Origin of the sequence: Streptomyces sp. NBC_01546 (genome assembly GCF_045208355.1) — a bacterium.
GTDB lineage: Bacteria > Actinomycetota > Actinomycetes > Streptomycetales > Streptomycetaceae > Streptomyces.
The window spans coordinates 2,563,623-2,582,301 of the sequence record NZ_CP109379.1 but is presented as its reverse complement, the minus strand read 5'-3'; the positions used below and the strand labels follow the sequence as shown (position 1 = coordinate 2,582,301).

Annotated in this window: 10 protein-coding genes, 1 tRNA gene and 3 rRNA genes; 11 read left to right on the top strand and 3 right to left on the bottom strand. The window is 66.0% G+C overall.

The window, feature by feature from the left end:
• Window positions 1-31 precede the first annotated feature (31 nt).
• The 4 genes from OHA89_RS11380 to OHA89_RS11365 are packed head-to-tail and all read left to right on the top strand — an operon-like array spanning window position 32 to window position 4,880.
• The gene (locus OHA89_RS11380; protein ID WP_257559306.1) at window positions 32-2,254 is read left to right on the top strand and encodes a polyribonucleotide nucleotidyltransferase; all 2,223 of its coding nucleotides are present in this window, start codon (window positions 32-34) and stop codon (window positions 2,252-2,254) included.
• Window positions 2,251-3,630 carry a pitrilysin family protein gene (locus tag OHA89_RS11375; RefSeq protein ID WP_215148799.1) on the top strand — a complete coding sequence of 460 codons (1,380 nt, stop codon included), beginning with the start codon at window positions 2,251-2,253 and terminating at the stop codon, window positions 3,628-3,630. Before OHA89_RS11380 ends, OHA89_RS11375 begins: the two co-directional genes overlap by 4 nt.
• Before the next feature lie 29 nt (window positions 3,631-3,659).
• The gene (gene dapB / locus OHA89_RS11370) at window positions 3,660-4,412 is read left to right on the top strand and encodes a 4-hydroxy-tetrahydrodipicolinate reductase (RefSeq protein ID WP_215148801.1); all 753 of its coding nucleotides are present in this window, start codon (window positions 3,660-3,662) and stop codon (window positions 4,410-4,412) included.
• A gap of 15 nt (window positions 4,413-4,427) precedes the next feature.
• A complete protein-coding gene (locus OHA89_RS11365; RefSeq protein ID WP_266614653.1) occupies window positions 4,428-4,880 on the top strand; it encodes a hypothetical protein in 453 nt (150 codons plus the stop codon).
• 37 nt (window positions 4,881-4,917) lie between these two features.
• On the opposite strand, the gene OHA89_RS11360 is transcribed toward OHA89_RS11365, so the two are convergent.
• A complete protein-coding gene (locus tag OHA89_RS11360) occupies window positions 4,918-5,478 on the bottom strand; it encodes a PH domain-containing protein (RefSeq protein WP_257553922.1) in 561 nt (186 codons plus the stop codon).
• 48 nt (window positions 5,479-5,526) lie between these two features.
• A complete protein-coding gene (locus OHA89_RS11355) occupies window positions 5,527-5,766 on the bottom strand; it encodes a hypothetical protein (protein WP_215148807.1) in 240 nt (79 codons plus the stop codon).
• A 244-nt stretch (window positions 5,767-6,010) separates the two neighbouring features.
• Here OHA89_RS11355 and thyX point away from each other — a divergent pair, with 244 nt between their 5' ends.
• The 7 genes from thyX to OHA89_RS11320 all read left to right on the top strand — a co-directional run bounded on the left by thyX (window position 6,011) and on the right by OHA89_RS11320 (window position 15,504).
• Complete coding sequence (thyX, locus tag OHA89_RS11350; RefSeq protein WP_215148809.1) at window positions 6,011-6,751, top strand: FAD-dependent thymidylate synthase; 741 nt, start codon at window positions 6,011-6,013, stop codon at window positions 6,749-6,751.
• Window positions 6,752-6,952: 201 nt separating this feature from the next.
• Window positions 6,953-7,852: a 4-hydroxy-tetrahydrodipicolinate synthase gene (dapA, locus tag OHA89_RS11345; protein ID WP_406366066.1), complete on the top strand. Its 900-nt coding sequence runs from the start codon at window positions 6,953-6,955 to the stop codon at window positions 7,850-7,852.
• A 114-nt stretch (window positions 7,853-7,966) separates the two neighbouring features.
• Window positions 7,967-9,652, top strand: coding sequence for a ribonuclease J (locus OHA89_RS11340; protein WP_215148813.1), 1,686 nt, complete (start codon window positions 7,967-7,969; stop codon window positions 9,650-9,652).
• A gap of 650 nt (window positions 9,653-10,302) precedes the next feature.
• A 16S ribosomal RNA gene (locus OHA89_RS11335) occupies window positions 10,303-11,827 on the top strand.
• Between the two features lie 283 nt (window positions 11,828-12,110).
• Window positions 12,111-15,233 (top strand): 23S ribosomal RNA (locus OHA89_RS11330).
• Window positions 15,234-15,309: 76 nt separating this feature from the next.
• Window positions 15,310-15,426, top strand: a 5S ribosomal RNA gene (gene rrf, locus OHA89_RS11325).
• The 16S, 23S and 5S rRNA genes sit together here with 1 tRNA gene alongside, the layout of an rRNA operon.
• Window positions 15,427-15,431: 5 nt before the next feature.
• A tRNA-Thr gene (locus OHA89_RS11320) sits at window positions 15,432-15,504 on the top strand.
• A gap of 466 nt (window positions 15,505-15,970) precedes the next feature.
• Here the strand turns inward: OHA89_RS11320 and OHA89_RS11315 are convergent.
• Window positions 15,971-18,550, bottom strand: a complete 2,580-nt coding sequence (locus OHA89_RS11315; RefSeq protein ID WP_266614651.1) for a SpoIIE family protein phosphatase — start codon at window positions 18,548-18,550, stop codon at window positions 15,971-15,973.
• Window positions 18,551-18,679: the final 129 nt, after the last annotated feature.

The window sequence follows — 18,679 nt, the reverse complement described above, 5'->3', positions numbered from 1 at the left end:
GACGGAGACGACGAAAATGGAGAAAACGCTAGTGGAGAACGAGACCCACTACGCCGAGGCCGTCATTGACAACGGTTCCTTCGGCACCCGCACCATCCGCTTCGAGACGGGCCGTCTGGCCCGCCAGGCCGCCGGCTCCGCCGTTGCCTACCTGGACGACGACACGATGGTGCTTTCCGCCACCACCGCGTCGAAGAAGCCCAAGGACCAGCTCGACTTCTTCCCCCTGACGGTGGACGTCGAGGAGCGGCAGTACGCCGCCGGCAAGATCCCCGGCTCCTTCTTCCGCCGCGAGGGCCGGCCCTCCGAGGACGCGATCCTCACCTGCCGCCTGATCGACCGCCCGCTGCGCCCGTCCTTCAAGAAGGGCCTGCGCAACGAGATCCAGGTCGTCGCCACGATCATGGCGCTCAACCCCGACCACCTGTACGACGTCGTCGCGATCAACGCCGCGTCCGCGTCCACCCAGCTGGCCGGTCTGCCCTTCTCCGGCCCGATCGGCGGCGTCCGCGTCGCGCTGATCCGCGGCCAGTGGGTGGCCTTCCCGACGCACACCGAGCTCGAGGACGCCGTCTTCGACATGGTCGTCGCGGGCCGCGTCCTGGAGGACGGCGACGTCGCGATCATGATGGTCGAGGCCGAGGCCACCGAGAAGACCATCGCCCTCGTCAAGGGCGGCGCCCAGGCGCCGACCGAGGAGATCGTCGCCGCGGGTCTCGACGCCGCGAAGCCGTTCATCAAGGTCCTCTGCAAGGCCCAGGCCGACCTGGCCGCCAAGGCCGCCAAGCCCGAGGGCGAGTTCCCGGTCTTCCTGGACTACCAGGACGACGTGTACGAGGCCCTCGCGGCCGCCGTCAAGGGTGACCTCTCCCAGGCGCTGACCATCGCGGGCAAGCAGGACCGCGAGGCCGAGCTGGACCGCGTCAAGGAGATCGCCGCCGAGAAGCTCCTCCCGGCCTTCGAGGGCCGCGAGAAGGAGATCTCCGCCGCCTACCGCAGCCTGACCAAGGCCCTGGTGCGCGAGCGCGTCATCAAGGACAAGGTCCGCATCGACGGCCGCGGGATCACGGACATCCGTACCCTCGCCGCCGAGGTCGAGGCCATCCCGCGCGTGCACGGCTCGGCGCTGTTCGAGCGTGGCGAGACCCAGATCCTGGGCGTCACCACCCTCAACATGCTCCGTATGGAGCAGCAGCTGGACACCCTTTCCCCGGTGACCCGCAAGCGCTACATGCACAACTACAACTTCCCGCCGTACTCCGTCGGTGAGACCGGCCGCGTGGGCTCGCCCAAGCGCCGCGAGATCGGCCACGGCGCGCTCGCCGAGCGCGCCATCGTGCCGGTCCTCCCGACCCGCGAGGAGTTCCCCTACGCGATCCGTCAGGTGTCCGAGGCCCTCGGCTCCAACGGTTCGACGTCCATGGGCTCGGTCTGCGCCTCCACCATGTCGCTGCTGAACGCCGGTGTGCCCCTCAAGGCCCCCGTCGCCGGTATCGCCATGGGTCTGATCTCCCAGGAGATCGACGGCAAGACCCACTACGTCGCCCTCACCGACATCCTCGGTGCGGAGGACGCCTTCGGCGACATGGACTTCAAGGTCGCCGGCACCAAGGAGTTCGTCACCGCGCTCCAGCTGGACACCAAGCTCGACGGCATCCCGGCCTCGGTTCTGGCCGCCGCCCTCAAGCAGGCGCGCGACGCCCGCCTCCACATCCTCGACGTGATGATGGAAGCGATCGACACGCCCGACGCGATGTCCCCGTTCGCCCCGCGGATCATCACCGTCAAGATCCCGGTGGACAAGATCGGTGAGGTCATCGGCCCCAAGGGCAAGATGATCAACCAGATCCAGGAGGACACCGGCGCCGAGATCACGATCGAGGACGACGGCACCATCTACATCGGTGCCTCCGACGGCCCGGCGGCCGAGGCCGCCCGTGCCACGATCAACTCGATCGCCAACCCGACCATGCCGGAGGTCGGCGAGCGCTACCTGGGTACGGTCGTCAAGACCACCACCTTCGGTGCCTTCGTCTCCCTGATGCCCGGCAAGGACGGCCTGCTGCACATCTCGCAGATCCGCAAGCTCGCCGGTGGCAAGCGCGTGGAGAACGTCGAGGACGTGCTCGCGGTCGGCACCAAGGTCCAGGTGGAGATCGCCGAGATCGACTCGCGCGGCAAGCTCTCCCTGATCCCCGTGATCGACGGCGAGGCTGCCGGCGACGACGCTGACAAGGACGACTCCGACAAGTGATGTCGCGTAGTTCCCGTGTGACGGCCCGCCCCTCTTCGGAGGGGCGGGCCGTCGCCCGTACCCAAACCCTTCTCCAGGGGCAGAACGGCATCGGCACCGTCCGGCGCACCGTCCTGCCCGGCGGACTGCGCATCGTCACCGAGACGCTGCCCTCCGTCCGCTCCGCCACCTTCGGCATCTGGGCGCACGTCGGCTCCCGTGACGAGACGCCCACGCTGAACGGCGCCACGCACTACCTGGAGCACCTCCTCTTCAAGGGCACCGCCAAGCGCAGCGCCCTCGACATCTCCTCCGCGATCGACGCGGTCGGCGGAGAGATGAACGCCTTCACGGCGAAGGAGTACACCTGCTACTACGCCCGGGTGCTCGACACCGACCTGCCGCTGGCCATCGACGTGGTCTGCGACATGCTCACCGGCTCGCTGATCCGCGAGGAGGACGTCGACGCCGAGCGCGGAGTCATCCTCGAAGAGATCGCGATGACCGAGGACGACCCGGGCGACATGGTCCACGACCTGTTCGCGCAGACCATGTACGGGGACACCCCCCTGGGCCGCCCCGTCCTCGGCAGCGTCGACACGATCAACGCGCTCGGCGCCGACCGGATCCGCCGCTTCTACAAGAAGCACTACGACCCGACCCACCTCGTGGTGGCCGCCGCCGGCAACGTCGACCACAACAAGGTCGTACGCCAGGTCCGCGCCGCCTTCGAGAAGGCCGGCGCGCTGACCCGCACCGACGCCGAGCCGATCGGCCCGCGCTCCGGCAGCAAGCGCATCCGCACCTCCGGCCGCGTCGAGCTGGTCAACCGCAAGACCGAGCAGGCCCACGTGGTTCTCGGGATGCCCGGCCTCGCCCGCACCGACGAGCGCCGCTGGGCACTGGGCGTGCTGAACACCGCCCTCGGCGGCGGGATGTCCTCCCGCCTCTTCCAGGAGGTCCGGGAGAAGCGCGGTCTGGCCTACAGCGTGTACTCGTACACCTCGGGCTTCGCCGACACCGGCCTGTTCGGCGTCTACGCGGGCTGCCGCCCCAACCAGGTCCACGACGTGCTCCGGATCTGCCGCGACGAGCTCGACAAGGTCGCCACGGACGGACTCGCCGACGAGGAGATCAAGCGGGCCATCGGCCAGCTCTCCGGGTCGACCGTCCTCGGCCTGGAGGACACCGGCGCGATCATGAACCGCATCGGCAAGAGCGAGCTGTGCTGGGGCGACCAGATGTCGGTCGACGACATGCTGGCCCGGATCGCCTCCGTGACCCCGGACGACGTCCGCTCGGTCGCACAGGATGTACTGGCCCAGCGGCCCTCGCTCGCAGTGATCGGCCCGCTGAAGGAGAAGCAGGCAGCCCGTCTCGACGAAGCGGTCGCCTAGTCCCGTACGCACGTAAGGAAGCAAGCAACATGAGCAAGCTGCGCGTGGCAGTCCTCGGCGCACAGGGCCGCATCGGCTCCGAAGCGGTCAAGGCGGTCGAGGCCGCCGCCGACATGGAGCTGGTGGCCGCCCTCGGCCGCGGCGACAAGCTGGAGACGCTGGCCGAGGCCGGCGCCCAGGTCGCGGTCGAGCTGACCACCCCCGCCTCGGTCATGGGAAACCTGGACTTCCTCATCCGCCACGGCATCCACGGAGTGGTCGGCACCACCGGATGGACCGAGGACCGCCTCGCCCAGCTGAACACCTGGCTCGCCGCTTCCCCGGGGACCGGTGTGCTCATCGCGCCGAACTTCTCCATCGGCGCCGTCCTGACCATGAAGTTCGCCGCCCAGGCCGCCCGCTACTTCGAGTCCGTCGAGGTCGTCGAGCTGCACCACCCGAACAAGGTCGACGCCCCCTCGGGCACCGCGACCCGTACGGCGCAGCTCATCGCGGCCGCCCGGGCCGAGGCCGGCCTCGGCGCCCAGCCCGACGCCACCGCCACCGCACTCGACGGCGCCCGCGGCGCGGACGTCGACGGAGTCCCGGTGCACGCCATCCGCCTGCGCGGCCTGCTGGCCCACCAGGAGGTGCTCCTCGGCGGCGAGGGCGAGACCCTGACCATCCGTCACGACTCTCTGCACCACAGCAGCTTCATGCCGGGCATCCTGCTCGGCGCGCGCCGCGTGACGCAGACCCCGGGCCTCACCTTCGGCCTGGAACACTTCCTCGACCTCGGCTGATCCGGTAGTACTCCCATGCGCGCGAAGATCACGTACTTCCTCACGGCCGCCGTCCTGGTGGTCTACTTCGTCCTGGTCGGCAGCCGGGGCCTGATGCTGATCCGGCAGGGCACCTGGCTCACCGTCACCTTCGGGGCGGCCGTGCTGATCCTGCCGGTCATCGGCGTCTGGTTCCTCTGGAAGAACACGCAGTTCGTCACCAGGGCCAACCAGCTCGCGACCGAGCTGGAGGCCGAGGGCGGACTGCCCGTGGACGAGCTGGAGCGGGACCGGTACGGCCGGATCCTGCGGGACTCCGCCGACGAGGTCTTCGCGCGCCGCAAGGCCGAGACCGAGGACGCGCCGGGGGACTGGCGCAGCTGGTTCCGCCTCGCCGTCGCCTACCACGACGCCCGCGACACCCCGCGGGCGCGCAAGGCCATGCAGCGGGCGATCGCCCTGCACGAGACGAAGCCCGTACGGGTCTGATACCGGTACGGGCTTCGCGTGCGCGCTCGGCGCCGGATCAGGCGGGCACGGGCCGGTACTCGTCGGCCCAGGCCGCGACCGTGTCGGCGGCCCGGTCGAAGGCCTCGGCCCGCGACAGGAAATCGGCGTTGTGGTCGGTCAGCAGCGCCGGCACCTCCGCGCCGTCGCGCGTGGCCACGGTCAGCGCCTGCCCCTGTACGGTCCTCGGCAGTCCGAGCCAGCGCACCGGCTGCTGCACCGTGCGGAGCTCGGCGATCTCGCTCCACGCGATCGAGCGGGTCCCGAAGAACCCCACCCGGCGCAGTCCCGCACGGCTCACCCACACGCCGGCGCGCAGCAGCCGCAGCGCCGAGCCGATGACGGCGAGGGCGGCGGCGAGGCAGACCCCGGCCCCGCCCCAGCCGCCGGCGAAGGCGACGATCATCGTGGACAGCAGCATGAAGGCGGACAGCAGGAGCAGCAGGGCGGCGATGCCCACCCGCCAGGGGCCCGGCCGGTAGGGCCGTCGCCAGCGGTCGTGGTCGGCATGGGCCTGCAGCTCGTCGCCGTCGTCATCCGCGTCGGACACACCGTCGGCAGTCAGGAAGGGCAGGGGCACGGCTGGACCTCACTCACATGCACGTTCGGTTGGGCTGTGACCGTGAGGCTACCGCCCCTGGGAGGCCTCCGACTGCTGCGACTTCTCCGGCGCCTTGCTCGGCTGCAGTGCGGGCATGCCGAAGACCAGCGAGCCGGCCAGCCCGGCAACCACGGTCAGCCCGACCAGACTACGGGCGGCGAGCTGGGTCTTGCTCAGGCGCTCGCGCGGCGGCGGAGTGACGTTGCTGCGGAAGCGGTCGGCCTCGGCGACGAAGGCGAACGGGACGGGTTCGCGCCGGCTGAACATGAGAGGGACTCTCCTGACGGTCGGGGCCCGGGGGCGGCGGTGGCTGTGGCGGCTGGGCGTGGGTTCTACCCGGTAGGACGTCCGAACCGCTCAATCGGTGCCCGATTTCGGTATATTCACCAAGTTTTTTGGCGCCGCGTCAGCTCCGCGGGACGACCGCGGTCCCGAGCGGCCCTGCACGGCGGGCCGCGGGCGGCGACGTAGAGTGGGCGCGCCCCAGGACGCACGTTTGGAAGGACCCCCGGTGAGCGAGACCGCCGCTTCAGATCTGAAACCCAGCTTCCGCAGTGACGTGACGGTGGAGCTGGTGAAGCACTCCGCCTCCGACTCCGACGTGCTGTGGGCCGCCCGGGTCTCCACGGCCGGCGAGCAGTCCCTGGAGGAGCTGCAGAAGGACCCGGAGCGCTCCAAGGGCCTCATCAACTACCTGATGCGCGACCGCCACGGCAGCCCCTTCGAGCACAACTCGATGACCTTCTTCATCAGCGCCCCGATCTTCGTGTTCCGGGAGTTCATGCGGCACCGCGTCGGCTGGTCCTACAACGAGGAATCCGGCCGCTACAGGGAGCTCGAGCCGGTCTTCTACGTCCCGGACGCCGAGCGCAAGCTCGTCCAGGAGGGCCGCCCGGGCAAGTACGTCTTCGTCGAGGGCACCGAGGCGCAGCAGGAGCTGACCGGCCGCGTCATGGAGGACTCGTACCGGCAGGCGTACGAGGCCTACCAGGAGATGCTCGCCGCGGGCGTGGCCCGTGAGGTTGCCCGTTCGGTCCTGCCGGTCGGTCTTTTCTCCTCGATGTACGCCACCTGCAACGCGCGCTCGCTGATGCACTTCCTCGGTCTGCGCACGCAGCACGAGCTCGCGAAGGTCCCGTCCTTCCCGCAGCGGGAGATCGAGATGGTCGGCGAGAAGATGGAGCAGCACTGGGCGAAGCTCATGCCGCTCACGTACGCGGCCTTCAACGGCAACGGCCGCGTTGCCCCGTAAGGCCTGTTGTATGCCTGACGCACACATGTGCGGAGTCAAGTCCCAAGTGTCCGTATTGCGACGTTTCGTAAAGTTCATCTAGGCTGATCAAACGGACCCGGCACTGCTTGAACCCCCGAGCAGGCAGTGCCGGCGTCCAACACTCGGACCCACGTCCCCCGAGGGGACATGTCGAGCATGGCAGCGAGTAGCGTGTTACCCATGGCTCCGATCTCGACTCCGCAGACCCCCTTCGGGCGGGTCCTCACCGCCATGATCACGCCGTTTACGGCGGATGGCGCACTCGACCTCGACGGCGCGCAGCGGCTCGCCGTCCACCTGGTGGACGCAGGCAACGACGGCCTGATCGTCAACGGCACCACCGGTGAGTCGCCGACCACCACCGACGCGGAGAAAAACGACCTCGTACGAGCCGTCCTCGAAGCCGTCGGAGACCGCGCCCACGTGGTCGCCGGCATCGGTACGAACGACACCCGCCACACCCTCGAGCTCGCCCGCCAGGCCGAGCGCACGGGCGCCCACGGCCTGCTCGCCGTGACCCCGTACTACAGCAAGCCGCCGCAGGAGGGCCTCTACCGGCACTTCACGGCGATCGCCGACGCGACCGGTCTGCCGGTCATGCTCTACGACATCCCCGGCCGCAGTGGTGTCCCGATCGACACCGAAACCCTGGTCCGGCTGGCCGAGCACCCCCGTATCGTTGCCAACAAGGACGCCAAGGGCGACCTCGGCCGCGCCAGCTGGGCCATTGCACAGAGCGGCCTGGCCTGGTATTCCGGTGACGACATGCTGAACCTGCCGCTCCTGTCGGTCGGCGGGGTGGGCTTCGTCTCCGTGGTCGGCCACGTGGTCACCCCCGAGCTGCGCGCCATGCTGGAGGCCCACCTGGGCGGAGACGTCCAGAAGGCGACCGAGATCCACCAGAAGCTGCTCCCCGTCTTCACCGGCATGTTCCGCACCCAGGGCGTGATGACCACCAAGGGCGCGCTGAACCTGCAGGGCCTGCCCGCGGGCCCGCTGCGGCTCCCGCTGATCGAGCTGACCGCCGAAGAGACGGCGCAGCTCAAGCGCGATCTCGCCGCCGGCGGGGTACAGCTCTGACAACAGACTTCACAACTGAATAAGCACGACCGAAACAGACAACAGCAAGAGCACGAATGACATACACGCCACGTGCCTTCCGAGGTACGTGGCGTGTGTGGTGAGGAGACACTTTTGAGCCATCCGCATCCTGAACTCGGTCCGCCGCCGAAGCTCCCGAAGGGCGGCCTGCGGGTCACCCCTCTGGGTGGTCTCGGCGAGATCGGTCGCAACATGACCGTCTTCGAGTTCGACGGCCGCCTGCTGATCGTCGACTGCGGCGTCCTCTTCCCCGAGGAGGAGCAGCCGGGCATCGACCTGATCCTGCCGGACTTCACGTCCATCCGGGATCGCCTCGACGACATCGACGGCATCGTGCTCACGCACGGCCACGAGGACCACATCGGCGCCGTCCCCTACCTCCTCCGGGAGAAGCCGGACATCCCGCTGATCGGCTCCAAGCTGACGCTGGCCCTCATCGAGGCGAAGCTCCAGGAGCACCGCATCCGCCCCTACACCCTCGAGGTGAAGGAAGGCGAGCGCGAGAGCCTCGGCCCCTTCGACTGCGAGTTCATCGCCGTCAACCACTCCATCCCCGACGCCCTGGCCGTCGCGATCCGGACCCCTGCGGGCCTGGTCGTCGCCACCGGCGACTTCAAGATGGACCAGCTGCCGCTGGACAGCCGCCTCACGGACCTGCACGCCTTCGCGCGTCTGAGCGAGGAGGGCATCGACCTCCTCCTCTCCGACTCGACGAACGCCGAGGTCCCGGGCTTCGTACCGCCCGAGCGCGAGATCTCCAACGTCCTGCGCACGGTCTTCGCGAACGCCCACAACCGGATCATCGTGGCGAGCTTCGCCAGCCACGTGCACCGCATCCAGCAGATCCTCGACGCCGCCCACGAGTACGGCCGCAGGGTCGCCTTCGTCGGCCGCTCGATGGTCCGCAACATGGGCATCGCCCGTGACCTGGGCTACCTGAAGGTCCCGCCGGGTCTCGTCGTGGACGTCAAGACCCTCGACGACCTGCCGGCCCACGAGGTCGTCCTGGTGTGCACGGGTTCCCAGGGCGAGCCGATGGCCGCCCTGTCCCGCATGGCCAACCGCGACCACCAGATCCGGATCGTCCCCGGCGACACCGTGATCCTGGCGTCGTCCCTGATCCCGGGCAACGAGAACGCGGTCTACCGCGTGATCAACGGCCTGACCCGCTGGGGCGCCAACGTCGTGCACAAGGGCAACGCCAAGGTGCACGTCTCGGGCCATGCCTCCGCGGGCGAGCTGCTGTACTTCTACAACATCTGCAAGCCGCGGAACCTGATGCCGGTCCACGGCGAATGGCGCCACCTGCGCGCCAACGCCGAGCTCGGTGCCCTGACGGGCGTCCCGAAGGACCGGATCGTCATCGCCGAGGACGGCGTGGTCGTCGACCTGATCGACGGCAAGGCCCGGATCTCCGGCAAGGTCCAGGCCGGATACGTGTACGTGGACGGCCTCTCGGTCGGCGACGTCACCGAGGTCCACCTCAAGGACCGCCGGATCCTCGGCGAAGAGGGCATCATCTCGGTCTACGTGGTGGTCGACAGCACCACGGGCAAGGTCGTCAGCGGCCCGAACATCCAGGCCCGCGGGTCCGGCATCGAGGACACGGCCTTCGGCCCGGTGGTGGCGAAGATCGAAGAGGCCATCGCCCGTGCCGCCTCCGACGGCGTGGCCGAGCCGCACCAGATCCAGCAGCTCATCCGCCGCACGATGGGCAAGTGGGTGTCGGACAGCTACCGCCGCCGCCCGATGATCCTCCCCGTCGTCGTCGAGGTCTGATCCCCTCGCCGTAGCCGACGTCACCGGAGCGGGGCAACCGGATTTGCATCCGGGGGCCCCGCTCCAGTACGTTTACGTCTCCACCTCGCACGGCACCCGGGCACACACGTGTGCTCGGATGAGTCATGTTGGGGGTCCCCCGGACGAAGTCTGGGGGAGGGCGGGAATCAAGACCCAGGGAGACCTGATAAAGTCTGTTCCGCCCGAAAGGGAAAGGCCCTCCGAAGGCCATCGGAATTCCAAGTCCAAGTCGGAAACGACATGGAAAAGGATCTGATAGAGTCGGAATCGCCGGAAAGGGAAAGCGCGAAAGCGCAGAACCTGGAAAGCGCCGAGGAAATCGGGCCCGAAAGAGTCTGATAGAGTCGGAAACGCAAGAACACAGAACGAAAGCCCGGAGGAAAGCCCGAGAGGGTGAGTACAAAGGAAGCGTCCGTTCCTTGAGAACTCAACAGCGTGCCAAAAATCAACGCCAAAAGTTGATACCCCGTCCACTTCGGTGGATGAGGTTCCTTTGAAAAAGACCTGTGAGGCTCCGTTTCGGGGTGCTTGCAGGCAATTACACAGCGAGGACGCAGTGGTCAGTCGGTCTTATTCCGACCATGACTGGCCCGCTCTACGTGATGTGTGCACCCGATTACGGGTAAACATTCATGGAGAGTTTGATCCTGGCTCAGGACGAACGCTGGCGGCGTGCTTAACACATGCAAGTCGAACGATGAAGCCCTTCGGGGTGGATTAGTGGCGAACGGGTGAGTAACACGTGGGCAATCTGCCCTTCACTCTGGGACAAGCCCTGGAAACGGGGTCTAATACCGGATACCACTCCTGCCTGCATGGGCAGGGGTTGAAAGCTCCGGCGGTGAAGGATGAGCCCGCGGCCTATCAGCTTGTTGGTGGGGTAATGGCCCACCAAGGCGACGACGGGTAGCCGGCCTGAGAGGGCGACCGGCCACACTGGGACTGAGACACGGCCCAGACTCCTACGGGAGGCAGCAGTGGGGAATATTGCACAATGGGCGAAAGCCTGATGCAGCGACGCCGCGTGAGGGATGACGGCCTTCGGGTTGTAAACCTCTTTCAGCAGGGAAGAAGCGAAAGTGACGGTACCTGCAGAAGAAGCGCCGGCTAACTACGTGCCAGCAGCCGCGGTAATACGTAGGGCGCAAGCGTTGTCCGGAATTATTGGGCGTAAAGAGCTCGTAGGCGGCTTGTCACGTCGGATGTGAAAGCCCGAGGCTTAACCTCGGGTCTGCATTCGATACGGGCTAGCTAGAGTGTGGTAGGGGAGATCGGAATTCCTGGTGTAGCGGTGAAATGCGCAGATATCAGGAGGAACACCGGTGGCGAAGGCGGATCTCTGGGCCATTACTGACGCTGAGGAGCGAAAGCGTGGGGAGCGAACAGGATTAGATACCCTGGTAGTCCACGCCGTAAACGTTGGGAACTAGGTGTTGGCGACATTCCACGTCGTCGGTGCCGCAGCTAACGCATTAAGTTCCCCGCCTGGGGAGTACGGCCGCAAGGCTAAAACTCAAAGGAATTGACGGGGGCCCGCACAAGCGGCGGAGCATGTGGCTTAATTCGACGCAACGCGAAGAACCTTACCAAGGCTTGACATATACCGGAAAGCATTAGAGATAGTGCCCCCCTTGTGGTCGGTATACAGGTGGTGCATGGCTGTCGTCAGCTCGTGTCGTGAGATGTTGGGTTAAGTCCCGCAACGAGCGCAACCCTTGTCCTGTGTTGCCAGCATGCCCTTCGGGGTGATGGGGACTCACAGGAGACCGCCGGGGTCAACTCGGAGGAAGGTGGGGACGACGTCAAGTCATCATGCCCCTTATGTCTTGGGCTGCACACGTGCTACAATGGCCGGTACAATGAGCTGCGATACCGTGAGGTGGAGCGAATCTCAAAAAGCCGGTCTCAGTTCGGATTGGGGTCTGCAACTCGACCCCATGAAGTCGGAGTCGCTAGTAATCGCAGATCAGCATTGCTGCGGTGAATACGTTCCCGGGCCTTGTACACACCGCCCGTCACGTCACGAAAGTCGGTAACACCCGAAGCCGGTGGCCCAACCCGTAAGGGAGGGAGCTGTCGAAGGTGGGACTGGCGATTGGGACGAAGTCGTAACAAGGTAGCCGTACCGGAAGGTGCGGCTGGATCACCTCCTTTCTAAGGAGCACAGTACCGATTGCAGACAAATGTTCTGCACGGTCAGCTCATGGGTGGAACGTTGATTATTTGGCACGGTTTCTGAAACTTCCTGTGAGTACTGCTTCGGCGTGGAAAACAGTGACAGTGGACGGGATCGTGTCTGGCACGTTGTTGGGTCCTGAAGGTACGGCCGTGAGGTCATGTCTTCAGTGCCGGCCCCAGTGAACTCACTAGCTTGTCTGGTGGGGTGATGGGTGGCTGGTCGTTGTTTGAGAACTACACAGTGGACGCGAGCATCTGTGGCCAAGTTTTTAAGGGCGCACGGTGGATGCCTTGGCACCAGGAACCGATGAAGGACGTGAGAGGCCGCGATAGGCCCCGGGGAGCTGCCAACTGAGCTTTGATCCGGGGGTGTCCGAATGGGGAAACCCGGCAGTCGTCATGGGCTGTCACCCATGCCTGAACACATAGGGCATGTGGAGGGAACGCGGGGAAGTGAAACATCTCAGTACCCGCAGGAAGAGAAAACAACCGTGATTCCGGGAGTAGTGGCGAGCGAAACCGGATGAGGCCAAACCGTATGCGTGTGATACCCGGCAGGGGTTGCGCATGCGGGGTTGTGGGAATTCTTTTGATCGGTCTGCCGGCCGGTCGGCGAGTCAGAAACCGTTGATGTAGTCGAAGGACATGCGAAAGGTCCGGCGTAGAGGGTAAGACCCCCGTAGACGAAACATCAGCGGCTTGCTTAAGAATCTCCCAAGTAGCACGGGGCCCGAGAAATCCCGTGTGAATCTGGCGGGACCACCCGCTAAGCCTAAATATTCCCTGGTGACCGATAGCGGATAGTACCGTGAGGGAATGGTGAAAAGTACCGCGGGAGCGGAGTGAAATAGTACCTGAAACCGTGTGCCTACAAGCCGTGGGAGCGTCGCCGTTGTTCTTCGGAACAACGGTCGTGACTGCGTGCCTTTTGAAGAATGAGCCTGCGAGTTAGCGGTGTGTAGCGAGGTTAACCCGTGTGGGGAAGCCGTAGCGAAAGCGAGTCCGAATAGGGCGATTGAGTTGCACGCTCTAGACCCGAAGCGGAGTGATCTAGCCATGGGCAGGTTGAAGCGGAGGTAAGACTTCGTGGAGGACCGAACCCACCAGGGTTGAAAACCTGGGGGATGACCTGTGGTTAGGGGTGAAAGGCCAATCAAACTCCGTGATAGCTGGTTCTCCCCGAAATGCATTTAGGTGCAGCGTCGTGTGTTTCTTGCCGGAGGTAGAGCACTGGATAGGCGATGGGCCCTACCGGGTTACTGACCTTAGCCAAACTCCGAATGCCGGTAAGTGAGAGCACGGCAGTGAGACTGTGGGGGATAAGCTCCATGGTCGAGAGGGAAACAGCCCAGAGCATCGACTAAGGCCCCTAAGCGTACGCTAAGTGGGAAAGGATGTGGAGTCGCAGAGACAACCAGGAGGTTGGCTTAGAAGCAGCCACCCTTGAAAGAGTGCGTAATAGCTCACTGGTCAAGTGATTCCGCGCCGACAATGTAGCGGGGCTCAAGCGTACCGCCGAAGTCGTGTCATTGCAGCAATAGGGCCAACGCCCGCTGTGATGGGTAGGGGAGCGTCGTGTGCCGGGTGAAGCAGCAGCGGAAGCTAGTTGTGGACGGTTCACGAGTGAGAATGCAGGCATGAGTAGCGATACACACGTGAGAAACGTGTGCGCCGATTGACTAAGGGTTCCTGGGTCAAGCTGATCTGCCCAGGGTAAGTCGGGACCTAAGGCGAGGCCGACAGGCGTAGTCGATGGACAACCGGTTGATATTCCGGTACCCGCTTTGAAACGCCCAATATCGAATCAGGCGATGCTAAGTCCGTGAAGCCGTTCCGGACCCTTCGGGGAAAGGAAAGTGGTGGAGCCGACGAACCAGACTTGTAGTAGGTAAGCGATGGGGTGACGCAGGAAGGTAGTCCAGCCCGGGCGGTGGTAGTCCCGGGGTAAGGGTGTAGGCCGAGGGGTAGGCAAATCCGTCCCTCATTAAGGCTGAGACCTGATGCCGAGCCGATTGTGGTGAAGTGGATGATCCTATGCTGTCGAGAAAAGCCTCTAGCGAGTTTCATGGCGGCCCGTACCCTAAACCGACTCAGGTGGTCAGGTAGAGAATACCGAGGCGTTCGGGTGAACTATGGTTAAGGAACTCGGCAAAATGCCCCCGTAACTTCGGGAGAAGGGGGGCCATCACTGGTGAGGGAACTTGCTTCCTGAGCTGGGGGTGGCCGCAGAGACCAGCGAGAAGCGACTGTTTACTAAAAACACAGGTCCGTGCGAAGCCGTAAGGCGATGTATACGGACTGACGCCTGCCCGGTGCTGGAACGTTAAGGGGACCGGTTAGTGCGCTTTCGGGCGTGCGAAGCTGAGAACTTAAGCGCCAGTAAACGGCGGTGGTAACTATAACCATCCTAAGGTAGCGAAATTCCTTGTCGGGTAAGTTCCGACCTGCACGAATGGCGTAACGACTTCTCGACTGTCTCAACCATAGGCCCGGTGAAATTGCACTACGAGTAAAGATGCTCGTTTCGCGCAGCAGGACGGAAAGACCCCGGGACCTTTACTATAGTTTGATATTGGTGTTCGGTTCGGCTTGTGTAGGATAGGTGGGAGACTTTGAAACCCCAACGCCAGTTGGGGTGGAGTCGCCGTTGAAATACCACTCTGGTCGTGCTGGATGTCTAACCTCGGTCCGTGATCCGGATCAGGGACAGTGTCTGATGGGTAGTTTAACTGGGGCGGTTGCCTCCCAAAGGGTAACGGAGGCGCCCAAAGGTTCCCTCAGCCTGGTTGGCAATCAGGTGTTGAGTGTAAGTGCACAAGGGAGCTTGACTGTGAGACCGACGGGTCGAGCAGGGACGAAAGTCGGGACTAGTGATCCGGCGGTGGCTTGTGGAAGCGCCGTCGCTCAACGGATAAAAGGTACCCCGGGGATAACAGGCTGATCTTCCCCAAGAGTCCATATCGACGGGATGGTTTGGCACCTCGATGTCGGCTCGTCGCATCCTGGGGCTGGAGTCGGTCCCAAGGGTTGGGCTGTTCGCCCATTAAAGCGGTACGCGAGCTGGGTTTAGAACGTCGTGAGACAGTTCGGTCCCTATCCGCTGTGCGCGTAGGAATATTGAGAAGGGCTGTCCCTAGTACGAGAGGACCGGGACGGACGAACCTCTGGTGTGCCAGTTGTCCTGCCAAGGGCATGGCTGGTTGGCTACGTTCGGGAGGGATAACCGCTGAAAGCATCTAAGCGGGAAGCCTGCTTCAAGATGAGTATTCCCACCTCCTTGAGAGGGTAAGGCTCCCAGTAGACGACTGGGTTGATAGGCCAGATGTGGAAGCCCGGTAACGGGTGAAGCTGACTGGTACTAATAGGCCGAGGGCTTGTCCTCAGTTGCTCGCGTCCACTGTGTTAGTTCTGAAATAACGAACAGCTGTGTCCATGCCAGCGTTCAAATTTCATAGTGTTTCGGTGGTCATAGCGTTAGGGAAACGCCCGGTTACATTCCGAACCCGGAAGCTAAGCCTTTCAGCGCCGATGGTACTGCAGGGGGGACCCTGTGGGAGAGTAGGACGCCGCCGAACAACCCGCCCTTTTAGCTCAGTCGGTAGAGCGTCTCCATGGTAAGGAGAAGGTCAACGGTTCGATTCCGTTAAAGGGCTCAGCAAAAGAAGGCCCCCGCCTATTGGCGGGGGCCTTTTTGCGTTTCCGTGCCGGCGGGGCCCACGAAGCGGGCCCCGCTGTCAAGTCCCGATTTCTCGGGCCGTGACCAGGGCCGCTGCCTGGGGCGCAATGGGATCACGGATGGCTGAACGGGGAGCAGGCAGCTCCCTCGCCTCATCCGCAGTCCGAGCTCCTCGATCAGCGGAAGGACCCAATCTCATGACCATGGCCAGGATCCGACGCCTCGTCCTCAAGATCGTGACGGCCTGGACGGCCGACGCCGTCTCCCCGCTCTCCTCCGCGTCCGTCGCCCCGAGTACGGCACGGGCGAGTGTCGCCGCCGGTACCGACGGGCCAGAAGAGGTCTTCAACGCAGGGCGAATCCCCTGGGCCGCAGGAATGGCGCCCCCATCCTTCGTGATCTTGTCGGCGCGGCCTCGGCGGTAACGGGGATGACGGGCGTGCTCAGTCGCCTTCGCGCTGCTGCGGGACGCGGAAGGCCAGGATGGCCATGTCGTCCGAGGCGGGTTCGGCCGCGAAGCGTTCGACCGCGCGCAGGACGCGGGAGGCGACCGCGCCCGCGGTGAGGCCCGTGCAGGTGGTGAGGACCTCGGCGAGGCCGTCGTCGCCGAGCATGCGGGTGCCCTCGCGGCGTTCGGTCACGCCGTCGGTGACGCAGAGCAGGACATCACCGGGGTCGAGCGTGAGGGTCTGCTCGTAGAGGTCCAGCTCGTCGATCACGCCGAGCAGGGGCTGCGGGTCCGCGGCCGGAGTGACCTCGCCGTTCGGGCGGAGGCGCAGCGGGAGCGGGTGGCCGGCGCAGACGACCTTCATCAGGGCGCCGCCGTCGGGCTGGGGGTGGAGCTCCCCGTACAGGAGGGTGAGGAAGCGGCTGCGGGCGCCCTCGTCGAGGATCGCCGCGTTGAGGCGTTCCAGGACGGCGGGCCCGCCCAGGCCCTCGCGGGCCAGCAGTCGCAGGGCGTGGCGGGCCAGGCCCGTTACCGCCGCCGCCTCCGGGCCCGTACCGCAGACGTCGCCGATGGCGAAGCCGTACGCGCCCTCGCGGATCGGGAAGACGTCGTAGAAGTCGCCGCCCACCTCGTTGCCCTCGCCGGCCGCGCGGTAGATGACCTCGACCTCCATGCCGGGGATCGCAGGGGAGCCGGGCGGCAGCAGGCTGCGCTGGAGGGAGCGGCTGATGGCGGTGCGCTCGGAGTAGAGACGGGCGTTGTCGAGGGCGAGGGCGGCCCGGCGGGAGAGGTCCTCGGCGAGTTCGAGGATCTCCTGGCGGAAGTGTTCCTCGCTGGGCTTGCCGAGGGTGAGCATGCCGATCACACGGTTGCGGGCCATCAGCGGGAGGACGACGGTCTCGCCGCCGACCGCGAGAGCCGTTTCCGGCCAGGGGCGGGCGCCGGCCCCGCGGACCGGTTCGGGCGGGCTGACCCGGGAGAGCAGGGCCTTGAGGCCGTCGATGCGTTCCTCGTCCTCGTGCAGCACGTAGGAGAGGTACGGGTCCGAGGACTGGTCCGCGATGGTGTAGACGGCGCACCAGGTCGCGAGGGTGGGGACGGTCATCTGGGCCATGAGGGCCAGGGTCTGGTCCCGGTCGAGGGTGCCGGCCAGCAGGTCGGAGGCCTCGACGAGGAAGGAGAGCGAGCCGCGGCGCAGGCGCTCCAGCTCGCCGAGGCGGGCGGATTCGACGGCGAGGGCGATGCGGTCGGCGGCGAACTGGAGGCGCAGCGCTTCCTCGTTGGAGTAGCGGCCGGGGATTTCGGCGGCGACGCCGAGGGAGCCCGTGAGCCGGCCTTCGACCTTGAGGGGGACGGTCACCACGGACCGCATGCCGGTGGACTCCAGGAGCGGGACGGCTCCGGGGACGGCAGCGAGGTCGTCGTGGACGGCGGGCATGCGGGCCGAGCCGTACCGATTGGTGCCGGCCTCGACGGGGACGCGGGCGAAGCGCTGGCGGGTGGAGGGCAGGCCGGTGGTGGCGCGGACCTCGAGCTCGGTCTCGTCGTCGGTGGCGAGCAGCAGGAAGGCGGCGTCGGCGTCGAGGAGGTCGCGGGCCCGCTCGACGGTGCGCTGGAGGAGTCCGTCGAGGTCGTCGGGGGCGGGCGAGCCGATGAAGACCTCGAAGGGGTCCGCGGGGCGGGGCTCGGTGAGACCCCCGTCGGCCGGGATCCGTACGGGGGTCTGCAGGAGGGCGCGCTCGTCGTCGTGGACGAGGAGGCAGACGATGGAGGGCTCGCCATGGGCGTCGCGTACCCGGAGGTGCGAGGCGTAAACGGGGATGACGCGGCCGTCGGCGCCGCGGATCCCGTAACTGCCCTCCCAGCGGGACAGACGCAGGGCCTCGGCGATGCCGGTGCCGGTGCCGGGGGTCTGGGGCCAGGCGGCGAGCTCGCCGAGCGGGCGGCCGACGACCTTCTCGGCGGGGTAGCCGAAGATGTGCTCGGCGTCCTCGTTCCAGGCGGAGACGGAGCCGGCGGAGTCGATCTGGAGGACGGCGACGCGGACCCGGCTGTCGGCGAGGGGGAGCAGCTGGTCGGGGACGACGGGGCCCGCGGAGCGGGTACCGACCGGCCGGTCTGGCAGGTCGAGGCGGAACCACACGTGTTTGTGGGTGGCGGTGTACTCGACGCCCCAGCGGGTGGCGAGGGCGGCGCAGAGCATCAGGCCGCGGCCGTTCTCGCGGTCGGGGTCGGCGTACGGGCGCTCGCCGGGGTGCTGGAGGGGGAGCTCGCGCTCCGGGTACCGGTCGGCGACCTCGACCCGTACGCCGTCCTCGGCGCGCAGGCACAGGACCTCGGCCCGGGTTCCGGCGTGAACCACGGCATTGGTGACGAGCTCGCTGGTGAGCACCACCGCATCGTCGACGATGTCCCCGAAGCCCCAGCCCTGCAGGGTGTCGCGGACGAACGCGCGAGCGGCGGCGACCGAACGCCCGAGGGGATCGAAACTGGCAGCCGCCCGTGCCGTGATCACGAGACTCCTTCGACGCGGTTGGACATCGGGTGCCAGGTTACTTACCTTCACGGTCGGCATGGTGCCGTCGTCGGGGATTCCACCCGCAGGGTACGGCGGGTGTGCGATGGTGCCGAAGTGTTATGGCCGGGTTCGGCCAGGGTGAAACACTGGGCAGGCTTGAAGAGCCGGGCAGGAACACTCGAAGCC